This is a genomic window from Listeria grayi DSM 20601 (assembly GCF_000148995.1).
GTDB lineage: Bacteria > Bacillota > Bacilli > Lactobacillales > Listeriaceae > Listeria > Listeria grayi.
In genome coordinates this window covers 576,486-589,082 of sequence record NZ_GL538352.1, presented here as the reverse complement: position 1 = coordinate 589,082, position 12,597 = coordinate 576,486, and the positions used below count along the sequence as shown (strand labels likewise).

Genomic DNA, 12,597 nt, shown 5'->3' with positions numbered 1-12,597 from the left:
TTATTCGCCCCCTTTCTCTAAAGATTGTTCAAGCTGCTGATTACGGAACATTTCGGCATACCAACCATCTTGCGCCATAAGTTCCGAATGCGTCCCGCGCTCAATGATCCGGCCACCATCAATAACAATAATGACATTGGCATGTTCGACTGAACTAAGTCTGTGAGCCGCGATTATCGTGGTTTTATCAGTACGCGTTGTTTTAAGATTATGCAGGATCTGCTCTTCGGTTTTTGCATCAACCGCAGAGAGAGCATCGTCCAAAATCAATAGTTCTGGATCTAAAATCAAAGCTCTAGCAATCGCCAAGCGTTGTTTTTGTCCACCGGAAAGTGAAACCCCGCGCTCCCCGACCACAGTTTGATAACCTTGCTCAAATCCGACTATATCTTCATGGACGGCCACTAGATCAGCAACCTGCTCTACTTCTTCATGTGACGCCTCTGGTTTCCCGAAACGAATATTCCCTTCAATCGTTGTCGAAAACAAAAACTGATCTTGCGGAACATAGCCGATCGAACTTCGAAGTGCTTTCAACGAGTATTGTTTGATCGATCTCCCGCCAATTTTGATTTCCCCTTCGTAGTCATCAAATTCCCGCATCAATAGCTTCAATAATGTCGTCTTCCCGGCGCCTGTTTTCCCAACGACCCCAAGCGTCCCGCCAGCTGGAAGTATAAAGTCGATCGCTTTCAAAACAGCTTCATTTTCATCAGGATATGTGAACCTTTCCAGATTCATTTGAATCGCTCCAGAAGGCTTGGTTGTGATTGCCCCTTCTTCTTCAATAATATCCTCTTTTTCATTCAACAAATGCATGACCCGGTCGTAAGAAGCGCTTCCGCGTTGGATGACATTATACAAAAAGCCAAACGCCAACATCGGCCAAATCAATAAGAATAAATAGTTCGTAAACGCGATGACCTGTCCAATCGTCAAAGAACCATCCACTACAAACTTAGAACCAAAAATGATAGATAATACAAAGGAGATCCCAACGATCACAGAAATCATCGGTTCGAATAAGGCATCGACTTTTGCAACCGAAACATTATTTTTCACGACCACTTCCGCTTGATTGCTAAAGTCCTGAACATCCTCTTTTTCTTGACCAAATGTGCGTGTTACTTTAATTCCGGAAATACTTTCCTGCGTTTTATCATTTAATCTTGAAAAAGATTCCTGCGCCTTGTGAAAGCGCGCGTGCATCCGTCTTCCCAGCATCGAACTCCCAAGCGCCATAAACGGCATCGGGAGAAGCGCGATCAGCGTCAGTCGCCAATCGATCGTGATTGCCATCGTAATAATGACTGTACTGCCGGTCAATACAGAATCCGCTAACTGAAGCACACCTGCTCCCGCCACTTGTTGGATCGCATTGATATCATTCGTCGCATGCGCCATTAAATCCCCCGTACGATAACGTTGAAAGAAAAACGGCGACATTTTTGTAAAATGCTCGAACAGTCGCAGTCGCAATGTCCGCTGCAAACGATTATCAGAACCAAAGATCATGTTCCGCCATACGTACCTTCCCAGATAAGTGAAAATACCAGTAACAACTAAGATCAGCATCCAATTAAATAATTTTTTGGAAGTGATCACCTGCTGAGTAATCGCATCAATCGTTATCCCGATGATTTGCGGAGGAATCAATTGGAGTAGAGAAATCATGAATAAAATGCTCACGCCTAATAAATAATGTTTCCACCTTTCCTTAAAAAACCAACTCAGCTCCTTAAAAATTTTCAAGCCCGTTCCCTCCTTTTTTGGACAAATAAAAAATAATGGACATTAACCTAAGTCCATTATTATCAAATATCATTTATCCAATTTTTATATACTATGCAATAAGAAGACACTTTTTTCCCTAAGGAAGCATCCCATAGGCATGGAAAGAAAATGGACAGAATAATAGCTGATAATAATGTTTTGCTGAATTTTTTCCTCGTAGTAAATTCATTTTCCATACCTCCTTCTTATTTTTCGCAACGATATTATTCTATCGTATCTAAAACAAAATTACAATAAGAAAAATTAAATTTTTCAAAAAAATTCAAAATAAAGAAAAAGAACTTGAGTTTCCCTCAAGTTCTAATCCTGTTTTTGCCCACAAAAAAACCTACTTGCATAGGAACGCAAGTAGGTTTCTGTAAAATCAATCGTTGGAATGATTGTTTTGGACTTGTGCAGCATGGGACGCAGTGTTGTCAACATCAGCTTTTAGTTTTTCATATTTAGCAGTGATGTCGCTTAGATTTTTATCTTTGTCCGCTAATTGTGCTGTCAATGTATTTTTTTGGCTTGTCAAATCAGAAACTTGTTGATTTAGTGTACCTAATTTTTGGTTAGCTGCATCTAATTCGGATTGTTTGGCGTTTAGCTGTGTTTGGATTTGAGCCACTTGTTGTTGACCTTCAGCGATTTTTTGTTGAATTTGCACATCTTTTTGTTGTAATTCTACATTTTTTTGTTGCATATCACGATCATATTGTTGTGATTTCACATCATATAGTTGTTGATATTGTGTGTAGTTTGCTTGTGCAGTGTTGTAGTTCGCTTTTAACGTTTGGATTTGTGTTTGCAGGTCACTTACTTGTGTGTTTAAATCATTTACTTGTTTTACTTTACTAGTAAGTTTTCCGTCTAAGGAATCTAATACTGCGTTAATTTGTTGAATCTTGTCTTCCTTACCATGTAAGATTGTGTTGGCAGCATCTGCGACGTATGTTCCCCCAACGAACATCACTACTGTCAGTGCTAAAGTAATAAAAACTCGGATCAAAACTTTTTTCATTTTATTGTTGCCCCCTCGGTATTTTTCCACTGGTATTCCTTCCAGCCTTTTCTAAGTATACGGATTTACGGAAACTTTACAAGACCTCCGTTACATCTTGCACACTTTGTAACTTTGCATGACAAAAGCACTTCTAAACCCTTTGATACCAATAGTTTAAACGTTTTTATTTTTTATAGATTTTGTAAAGCCTTTGTAAATCGAATATTCAAGCAGATGAATAGTAAGCCTTGATATTAAATTCTGATTATTCCAGCTATTAATTCAATGAAGTGAGTTGCAAGGTTTTTTCCGCTCTTGGTCGCCCTTACATTCTCAATTTTCTGACTTTATAGACTACTAACCGTTTTCTTTTTAATACCCCACTCTCTGCTCGGTTTAGCCAAATGTAATTTTATGCAACTTTCATGCATATAGAAAAAAATTTTTAAAAAGGAGTCATGTGTTACAAAAAGATATATTTGTAACTGTGTTTTCGCATAATAAGGGGGTTCATTTTGATTCAACACGTAAAACTTTTATTTCAAAATGTCAAAAAAGAGAATGATCAATTGTTTCATAAGCGCTATATTTGAATAAATTAGCCGTTATTTACTCATTGTTATTTTTTAAAGGGTACTAGGTTTTCATGAGCATAATTATTTTCCAAATGTGACGATATTATGGCGTACTTATGGATCAGTTCTTTCTTAATATCTTATACAAATTCCTTATAATGAATTAAATTCCATTGATTTATGCTTAGAAAGCTTCTTCTATTTCAAGTTAAGATCGTTTCTTATCAGCGGTTTATAAATTTGTCTAACTATCATTAAAATTAGTAGGAAATTTCCGATAATAACAAAAAACCCTTTCCATGACTTTGGTACGTGTCATTAGAAAGGGAATTTCTATAGATAATTAAATAATATGTGATAAATGCGTCGTATTATTTAGTTTCTTTTCCACTAGTATCTAGTCTAAAATAGCTACTTATAATAATACCTCAAATGTTTGGAAACGATCAAAACAGCTTTTTACTTCGATTTTTTCTTCGTTGATGCTTGGGCTGATTGTTTGTTCATTGCGCTCATCATTTGGTTGATTTTCTTTTGAGATGGCTTTTGACCCATTTGTGCCATCAAAATAAGCGAAAATCCAGTTATACCAACCGTTTTCACGTTTTAATCAAATTATAAAATTCTGCTAATTATTGGGTAAATCCATGCAGATGGTTTAATCAAAAAGACTTATTTAATAAATACGTCAGTAAGGAAACTTTATCAAATAAAAAAATTTTGTCAATGCGCTGCCTTTTCACTCGCAAAATTTGCTGATTTTTTTACTTTAATACACTTCCAAAATATCATCAAAGGCTATTCTCTCCATAACCTCTACAGGTAATTCAAATTGAACCATTTGGCTATCGGTTTCAAAGTAAACAGGCACCGCCCATTCTAACGTTAGTATCTCTCCCATTCCCTCGTAATCTCTTAATAGTACGCTGTCCCTATCTGTGACCGTCAAATAGTCCCTTAAATTAGCTTCCTGGAACACTTTGACCGTTACCCCTCTGTTATCCGCATGCGCTTCTTTGAGCGCCTGTAAGTTCTCCTGCATGGCTTGCTCGTCTATGACAGGCTTGTCTACTAAAGCGTATAGGCGTTCAAACTCTTTCAGTGTGTCCCTATGTTCTTTTAGAATAAATCCATTGTATTTTAGCATTCCTCTGTCCGTGTAAGTGTCTTGGCTGGATAAATTGAAAATATCTTCCATGTTATCCCTCTCCTATCATCTTATTACCTTTATTTTACGAACAAACGTTCTTATTATCAATAGGTATTTAGGCACAAAAAAAGCCCGTATAAACGAGCTTCCAGTTTTATTTCTTATTGAAAATTATTAAACCGCTTGCCAATATCCCTAACAAGCTAATAATTGTTGCACAGGTTCTTATAGCATAATCTGTACTAAATAATTTACTTTCGATATTATCATAAGTTGCGCTTAGATTATTGTAAATCATGCTAGGAGATAGAAATATCAATACACAAACGATTACTGCAAAAATACACATTATAATTTTTATTTTCATTTTCATTTACCTACCCTATTTTTTATATGTGAACGTTTTTCTATATTCAAAACCATATGGCTTATGGGCTTTCCCAGTGCCTTGCTTCTTGAACTCATGCTTGCCCCACCAAGTAACTTTTGTCAGCTTGTATACATCGTATTTTTTAGTAGCGTATACAACATAGGTAGCAATAGATACTTTTTTCACTTTCTTTTTACCTACTTTAGAAGGAACTTTGTATTCGCCGTCATACGAAACGCTATACTTTTTACTAATCGTAAAACCAACGCTTGTGCTAATTAATTTTTTTGTTGCCCCGAATGTTGCGGAGGTTGTAGCCGTTACGTCTTTTGTAAAATTAAGTTTCAATTTAAAACCAGGTTCTCCATTTAATTTTCTTACAACAGTTTTGCCTATGTAATCAGGTGCCTTTTTAACATGACGAATGTCATATTTGACGGCGCTTGTCCCTCCTGCCATAATTTTCGGAGGCGTGGTATTAGCATTATCTTTATCAGATACCACTCTAACGACATTTATTTTATCGTCTTTCAATGCACTATTTACTTTAAATTCTGCTGCAATATCGTCTGAATGGATAGTAGCAATGTTTTCGGCTGCTTTAGCATGGCTAGGGGAAAAAATAATAAAAGAAGCTAGCAAAGCAATAGCTATGAAAAATAAATTTTTCTTCAAGTTAATCATCCTTTTCTATGTAGTCTTAGTTGCGCAACAGTAATTATTTTAACATATTTTGTCTTTAAATTGTAATAAATATCTTAAACGGCTTATATTTTGTCTTAAACGACTGAAATTTTATGTAAATTTACAATTTCTGTATACAGAATCACATAATAAATAGGTATTTATGCCTGCTTATTTATACAGAAAAAGCCCTGTCAATTAGGCAAGGTGTCAAGGGCCATATTAAAATATTGGTTTTAGGCCACTGAAAATGTAGGTGAAAATCGTTTAAACGTTTTTACGATTTCACCTCTTTGTTTTCGCTATAACTCTTCATTCTATAAGAGGGCCCCGTAATTTGGATCAATTTAGAGTGATGGACCAACCGGTCCAGTAGCGCGTTGGTAAGCTTCTTGTTTCCAAATATTTCGGACCACTGGGATAGTGGGATATTGGTTGTAACAATCGTAGATTTTCTTTCATACCGCATATTAATCAGCTGAAAAAGTAAGTTGGAACCTTCTTTGGAGAAAGGTAAATAGCCGACTTCGTCGATAATCAACACCGAATAACCCGAATATTTTTTTAGCATCGTTTCGCTAGTTCCGCGCTTGTGAGCGCGGATCAAACGATTCACTAATTCAGTGCTCGTAATGAACAAACAACTTAAACCACGATCGATACATTCTAATCCAATTGAAACGGCTAAATGGGTCTTTCCAACACCACTATTTCCAATAAAGAGAATATTGTCATATGTGTCTAAAAAGCGTAATGTTAATAAATCCTGCATTTCCTTCTTTTTTATCCTTGGTTGAAAATCAAAATTGAAATCATGGAGTCGTTTGTGGTAGGGGAACATTGCACGCTTTAATACCTTTTTTTGACTTTCTTTTTTACGATAACTAATTTCTTGTTGGGTGAGCTCGAATAAAGAGTCTACAAGCGATTTATCACTTTTGGCAACCTCATCTAAATGGGCAGGTAGATTTTCTTTCATGCAAGATAAATTCAATTCGTTTAGTTGATTTAACAATTGATGGTAATGGGACATCATTTCCTCCTTATAGATCGTCATATGCATGTAAATTATCATCGACAAATCGCTCTAATTCTTCATCTTCTAAATATTTAAATACATCGGAACGCAAAATTTCAAGCGAGTCTTCGCGTTGATAATTAAGCGCTTTTTCACTTATAGGATGGGTTCGAATACATTTATCCCCATACCAAACAAATAGATTGTCCCTACGAATATCTAACGTCACTTCTTTCCCAATATATTTAACAGGAACAGAATATTTAGCATTTTGATATTGAACCATGGACTCCATCGATACCTTTCTCAGTAGACGTTTATTTCTAGAAACATAGCTGAGCAATTCTAAACGATGGATGGGAGCTAGTATGGGAAGCTCTTCCTTTAGTAAAACCGTCGGTTTGTTGTGGATGGCTTGTGAGACGGAGCCATTCAGATCTTGCATCAATTCATATATGATCTGTTTTAACTCTTGTACATCTGTAAATTCATAATTAAAGACCATTAAACGCTCAACTGTTCGGGCTAATGCTTCCACTTTCCCTTTTGTTTGGGGTCTAAAAGGACGACAAGCAATCGGATGGAATCCAGCATCTTTCGCAAATTGCCGGAATTTTTCATTGAAAACAGTTTGTGTGAATTGACTCTTACTACGGTCGACAACGGTTTTCATATTGTCAAACCAAATTTCTTGAGGAATACCGTTTCCGCAATATTCAAAGGCATTGACTAAACACTGAAAAACCGTCGGTTGTGTTCGATCAAAAGTGAGCTCTAAGTACTTCATTCTTGAGTAACCAAGAATATAGAGAAAAATATTGAAATAAAACACTTCACCGTCTCGGCTAACCATTTTAACGTTTTCTTTCCAATCTACTTGAGCAGAAAGACCGGGTGTGGTCTCAATACGAATCGTTGCTTTTTGTACTTTTTCTTCCCGGTATTTACGACAATAACGTTTAATCGTTGTATAACTCCCTTTATAACCTTTTTTACCTAAGAAATAAAAGATAGAAGCTGCCGAACAATTTAATTCTAATTTATCACGAATAATTTCTTCAAAACCATGAAGCAAAGGAGGGACCGAAGGTTTTCTCTCTCTAAGCTTATCTAAATCCCCCGTCAATCCAGCTTCATAATAGCGTTTAACCGTTCGATAATCACAATTATATTGTTTGGCAAGGGCTGCGAAATTAGGATGAATTTCATTCATAATGTGTAGTAACACTCCTTCTAAGACATCTTTTCTCATGATTCACTCTCCTTGGATAGTTTCATGAAAAAGAATATCAGATTTGTCATGTACCTACATTTTCGATGGCCCTTTTCCTACATTTTAATATGGCCCTTTACACTTCTGATTAGCTTGTCTATTAAACTCCACCATAATACGATTAAATAAGGACTTTGACAGGTTAGGAAAAGACTTATATACCTCATTTATCTGGTCGTCTGTTAATAAGTTTTTAACTAATGTTTTTTGTGTAGTTAAAGTAGTTATAACTCCATTTTCACCAGCTAACGCCTTGCTATCACTTACTTCATCGGACATCAACAAGTTATCATCTTGCTTATCATGTTGCTTATCATCGTAGGCACAAAAAGTGATAATAGACGCCCCTCTTCCGCCGTTTACGCTCTTTTTAGCGGTTGCCTGCACCTTGATGATGCCTAGCTTTTTCAGCGCTCTAAACGCACGTGAAACGGTCACAGGGGACACTTGCAAGCTGTCTGCAATCGTTTGACGATATACGTGACATACGCCGTTATTATTGCCTGCGATTAATGCAAGATATTCGATTACTCTTCTTTGATTCGTGTTCAGTTTCATGCTGTGGGCTTCCAAATGTTTGCTGATTGCTTCCTTCATTTCTTCTTTATTGGTAAAATCTGTTTCATATTCTGATAAGTGACTAAAATTGTACATAATAAAATACACTCCTATCTATTGAATTTTTCAGATAGAAATGCTACAATAACAGTAGTTTAGGTGTTGTTATTGCAACATTCCTTAAGCCTTTCCTGCTAGTAACAGGGAGGCTTTTTTTATTTATTTCTTGTTCCTTTTTAACAACGGACTATTTAACTTAGCATTTCGTTTTACTTCTGCTTCTTGCATGGAACCGAGATAAACTTTTGCTGTTGTCGAGACACTTTTATGCCCAAGGACTCGCTGCACGAAGAACAAATCCAAGCCATTTGACAGACTTTGAACCGCATAAAAATGACGGAATTTGTGAGGTCTAACATCTTTCAGTCCTGCTTTTTTCTCTGCAAATTTTATAATCTGATACAAGCCCGCATAGGTCAGTTGTCGTCCTACCGTCGAAGAAACAAATAAATATTCTTCATCAATCAACGCATGGTCTGTAAAATAGTCTTGACGCCTCCTAAGATATTTGCTTAATATTTGCGTGCTTAGTGCTGACAGATAGACGGTGCGCTGCTTATTTCCTTTCGCTTTTTCAATAAAAATGCTGTCCTGCTGAATGTGGTCAAGTTTAATATTCAGCAACTCATTCGAGCGTACTCCTGTATCAGCAAGCAAGGCTATCGCCGTCTTACCTCTTAATTGTTTGAAACTTTGCGTGGTATAACTATTTAGCAATTTGATAACTTCCTCATAGGTCAGTGCATTTACTTGGCGTTGTTCGATTTTCGGCGGCTCCAATCCTTCCATGATGTTTTTCGGTAAGTACCGTTCCTTTTCGCAAAAGGTTATGAAAGAACTAACGCAGAAATAGAAAGCTCGTATGCTGCTCCTGCTTAAATTTTGACTGGATTTAAAAGCTAGGTATTGCTTAATAACCATTCGATTCACTCCGCTTATTTCTTTAACTCCTGCGGTATAAAGAAAATCCAAAAATTTACCAATCTCAAACTTTCTATTTTTAATTGTCTTTACACTTAGCCCCCTAATCTCGCAATCTAGCAAAAATTCTTTCGCTATCATTTCTATTTCTGACAACACAAAAACCCCTCTCCAAAGACTTTTTGATTAAAGTCCCTGAAAAGGGGTTTCCAACTGATAGATTAATGAAATAACCGAACAGATTTTTATTTGATTAAGTTTTATACTCTATTTCATTAAGTTTTCACGTTTGTGAATTTTTGCGATGGTTTAATGAAACAGGATAAGTTTTCGTGAAAATTTGATGATTGACAGCTTTTTGGCAAGCTGTTAGAATGGCTTTATATCAACACTTATAAGCTTTTTACTTCGATTTTTTCTTCGTTGATGCTTGGGCTGATTGTTTGTTCATTGCGCTCATCATTTGGTTGATTTTCTTTTGAGATGGCTTTTGACCCATTTGTGCCATCATTACTTGCAACATTTGTTCATTGATAGGTGGGTTCTTTTTCAAATAGCTCATCATGTATTGTCTTGCGATAAAAAATCCGCCGACTGCTCCTAGAAGCAAGCAAATGATACCCACGAGAATGTATATCCACATAAACTTTTTCTCCTCCTTGACCTATTACCTCTTTTATTTTACTTGATTGTTTTGTTATAAACAATAAAAATATTCTTGTTTATTCATTCAATAAAAGAAGACTCCCATTGTCAAACAACCATTTCATTATATCATCTTCATAACGCTTTCGCAATGTGATTATTACCCTAGCAAAAAAAGCAGAAGACATGTGTCTTCTGCTTTTCAAAGCTTTTCTATTAAAGAGAACGAACGGCATTGACAACATTGTCAACAGTAAAGCCGTAGTTTTCAATGATTGTGTTACCTGGAGCAGAAGCACCAAATTTGTCGATCCCGATAATTTTTCCGTCTAGTCCAACGAAACGTTCCCAGCCGAATGTTGTACCCATTTCTACTGCAACACGTTTTCTTACGTCGTTTGGCAGAACGGATTCTTTATATTCCGCTGATTGTTTGCTGAATAAGTCGAAAGATGGAACACTGACAACTGATGCATCGATTCCTTGGTTCGCAAGTTCTTTTTGTGCTTCCACTACTAAGTTGACTTCAGAGCCGCTTGCAAGCAAGATGACTTCTGGTTTGTCATTTTTAGCTGGTGAAATCACGTAAGCCCCTTTAGCAACGCCTTCTTCTGCTAATTCTGCAGATTTCGGCAATGTCGGCAAGCCTTGACGTGTCAAGACGAGTGCATGAGGTTGGTTTTTAGAACTAATCGCGATCTTCCATGCTGCGACTACTTCGTTTCCGTCAGCTGGACGAAGAACGGATAAGCCAGGCATTGCACGAAGCGATGCAAGTTGTTCAACTGGTTCATGAGTTGGACCATCTTCACCAACAGCAATACTATCATGTGTCAGCACGTATGTGACAGGTAGTTTTTGGATAGAAGCTAAACGGATCGCTGCGCGTTGATAGTCGGAGAATACGAAGAATGTTCCTCCAAATACACGCAAGCCACCATGAAGTGCCATACCATTCAATGCTGCTGCCATCGCAAATTCACGAACACCGAACCAGATATTACGTTCTGCTGGATTTTCTTTTGTGAATTCACCGTCAGAGCTGATGGTTGTATTATTGGAGCCTGCTAAGTCGGCAGAACCACCAAAGAATGTTGTGATTTTATCTGCTAACGCATTGATTACTTCCCCGCTAGATGCTCGACTAGCTAATGCTTTGTCATCGCCGTATGTTGGCAGATCCGCATCCCAGTTTTCTGGAAGTTCACCTTTTAAGCTTGCTTCAAATGTTTCGGCAAGTTCGGGATAATCTTTTTTGTAAGCACCGAATAATTCATTCCATGCTGTTTCTGCTTCTTCACCACGTGTTGCGATCGTTTCTTTAAAGCGTGTATACACTTCACTTGGTACGTAGAAATCTTCTTCGTAATCCCAGCCATATGCTTTTTTCGCTGCTTTTACGCCTTCAGCGCCTAGTGGAGCACCGTGGACTTTGCTTGTTCCAGCATTTGGAGCACCAAAACCGATTGTTGTTTTCACTTCAATAATGGTTGGTTGGGATGTATTTTGTTTAGCTTTTTCGATTGTTGCAAGAATCTCTGCTGTGTCATTGCCATCTTTTACTAGCAAGTGTTCCCAGCCGTATGCTTCAAAGCGTCCTTTAATATCTTCTGAGAATGATTTATCCAAATCACCATCTAATGAGATATTATTGGAATCGTATAATAATACTAATTTGCCAAGACGTTGGTGACCAGCAAGAGAAACAGCTTCTGCCGCAACTCCTTCCATTAAATCACCATCACCACATAGCGCGTATGTATAGTGATCCACGACTGGATAATTTTCTTTATTGTATAATGCTGCTAAGTGACGTTCTGCCATTGCCATACCGACAGCCATGCCGATACCTTGTCCTAATGGACCGGTAGTTGCGTCTACGCCGTCTGTATAATCATATTCTGGATGTCCGGGAGTTTTACTTTCCCATTGGCGGAAATTTTTCAGATCTTCAATTTGAAGTTTGAAACCGCTTAAATGAAGCAGGCTGTATAATAACATGGAACCATGCCCAGCAGACAACACAAAACGATCACGGTTGAACCAATGCGAATTAGCCGGATTTGTGTTCAATACTTTTGACCACAATGTGTAGGCCATTGGAGCTGCCCCCATTGGCAATCCAGGGTGTCCTGAATTCGCTTTTTGTACCGCATCGATAGATAACGTTCTGATTGTGTTGATCGCTAATTGATCTGTTTTATCAAACAAGTTTAACATCCTCTCTTCTTTTGATTTTACAACTTCCTATACACTATAATAATCTTTCTAAGCCGATTGTACAACTATCTTATCTCTATGCTGCTTATTTCTTTTTCTTCTTGAGAGCCTTTACTTTTGCTGGGGTGACATCGTTTCCTTTCGGATCGATGACAGTTGTATTTTCAATCGTACCTCGCATGTGCGTACGGAAATTTTTTAGATATTCTTCACGTAAGATCGCTTGCTCTTTCTTTTCTTGAAGCGTCAGCGTACCTACTTTTTTCTTTCTTGCTAGTAAATTAAGCCGTTCAATTTTCGATTTTTCTAACATCACGTAACATCCTTTTTTTATAAAATGAAAA

General features: G+C 37.3%; 11 protein-coding genes and 1 pseudogene. All 12 read right to left on the bottom strand.

Going from position 1 to position 12,597, the window contains the following annotated elements; genetic code table 11:
* The 12 genes and pseudogenes from HMPREF0556_RS03085 to HMPREF0556_RS03035 all read right to left on the bottom strand — a co-directional run bounded on the left by HMPREF0556_RS03085 (position 1) and on the right by HMPREF0556_RS03035 (position 12,566).
* The gene (locus tag HMPREF0556_RS03085; protein ID WP_003755410.1) at positions 1-1,752 is read right to left on the bottom strand and encodes an ABC transporter ATP-binding protein; all 1,752 of its coding nucleotides are present in this window, start codon (positions 1,750-1,752) and stop codon (positions 1-3) included.
* Between the two features lie 406 nt (positions 1,753-2,158).
* A complete protein-coding gene (locus HMPREF0556_RS03080) occupies positions 2,159-2,797 on the bottom strand; it encodes a hypothetical protein (protein WP_003755408.1) in 639 nt (212 codons plus the stop codon).
* A gap of 1,016 nt (positions 2,798-3,813) precedes the next feature.
* Positions 3,814-3,924: pseudogene (locus HMPREF0556_RS13295) on the bottom strand (YneF family protein); the annotation flags it as partial.
* A gap of 199 nt (positions 3,925-4,123) precedes the next feature.
* Complete coding sequence (locus HMPREF0556_RS03075; RefSeq protein WP_003755405.1) at positions 4,124-4,552, bottom strand: YolD-like family protein; 429 nt, start codon at positions 4,550-4,552, stop codon at positions 4,124-4,126.
* A 334-nt stretch (positions 4,553-4,886) separates the two neighbouring features.
* Positions 4,887-5,549 carry a hypothetical protein gene (locus tag HMPREF0556_RS03070; protein ID WP_040486424.1) on the bottom strand — a complete coding sequence of 221 codons (663 nt, stop codon included), beginning with the start codon at positions 5,547-5,549 and terminating at the stop codon, positions 4,887-4,889.
* Between the two features lie 286 nt (positions 5,550-5,835).
* On the bottom strand, positions 5,836-6,591 hold the full coding sequence (gene istB, locus HMPREF0556_RS03065; RefSeq protein WP_013315180.1) for an IS21-like element helper ATPase IstB: 756 nt from the start codon (positions 6,589-6,591) through the stop codon (positions 5,836-5,838).
* A gap of 10 nt (positions 6,592-6,601) precedes the next feature.
* On the bottom strand, positions 6,602-7,828 hold the full coding sequence (istA, locus tag HMPREF0556_RS03060; RefSeq protein ID WP_003755396.1) for an IS21 family transposase: 1,227 nt from the start codon (positions 7,826-7,828) through the stop codon (positions 6,602-6,604).
* An 84-nt stretch (positions 7,829-7,912) separates the two neighbouring features.
* Positions 7,913-8,503, bottom strand: coding sequence for a helix-turn-helix domain-containing protein (locus HMPREF0556_RS03055; RefSeq protein ID WP_003755391.1), 591 nt, complete (start codon positions 8,501-8,503; stop codon positions 7,913-7,915).
* Positions 8,504-8,626: 123 nt separating this feature from the next.
* A complete protein-coding gene (locus HMPREF0556_RS03050; protein WP_040486423.1) occupies positions 8,627-9,544 on the bottom strand; it encodes a tyrosine-type recombinase/integrase in 918 nt (305 codons plus the stop codon).
* Positions 9,545-9,791: 247 nt separating this feature from the next.
* A complete protein-coding gene (locus HMPREF0556_RS03045; protein WP_003755388.1) occupies positions 9,792-10,031 on the bottom strand; it encodes a YneF family protein in 240 nt (79 codons plus the stop codon).
* 218 nt (positions 10,032-10,249) lie between these two features.
* Complete coding sequence (gene tkt, locus HMPREF0556_RS03040; protein ID WP_003755386.1) at positions 10,250-12,244, bottom strand: transketolase; 1,995 nt, start codon at positions 12,242-12,244, stop codon at positions 10,250-10,252.
* Positions 12,245-12,338: 94 nt separating this feature from the next.
* Positions 12,339-12,566: a DUF896 domain-containing protein gene (locus HMPREF0556_RS03035; RefSeq protein WP_040486422.1), complete on the bottom strand. Its 228-nt coding sequence runs from the start codon at positions 12,564-12,566 to the stop codon at positions 12,339-12,341.
* Positions 12,567-12,597 lie beyond the last annotated feature (31 nt).

Coding starts and splice junctions, on each gene's coding strand:
- HMPREF0556_RS03080 (WP_003755408.1), bottom strand. CDS start 2,797: ATGAAAAAAGTTTTGATCCGAGTTTTTATTACTTTAGCACTGACAGTA.
- HMPREF0556_RS03075 (WP_003755405.1), bottom strand. CDS start 4,552: ATGGAAGATATTTTCAATTTATCCAGCCAAGACACTTACACGGACAGA.
- istB (WP_013315180.1), bottom strand. CDS start 6,591: ATGTCCCATTACCATCAATTGTTAAATCAACTAAACGAATTGAATTTA.
- istA (WP_003755396.1), bottom strand. CDS start 7,828: ATGAGAAAAGATGTCTTAGAAGGAGTGTTACTACACATTATGAATGAA.
- HMPREF0556_RS03055 (WP_003755391.1), bottom strand. CDS start 8,503: ATGTACAATTTTAGTCACTTATCAGAATATGAAACAGATTTTACCAAT.
- HMPREF0556_RS03045 (WP_003755388.1), bottom strand. CDS start 10,031: ATGTGGATATACATTCTCGTGGGTATCATTTGCTTGCTTCTAGGAGCA.
- HMPREF0556_RS03035 (WP_040486422.1), bottom strand. CDS start 12,566: ATGTTAGAAAAATCGAAAATTGAACGGCTTAATTTACTAGCAAGAAAG.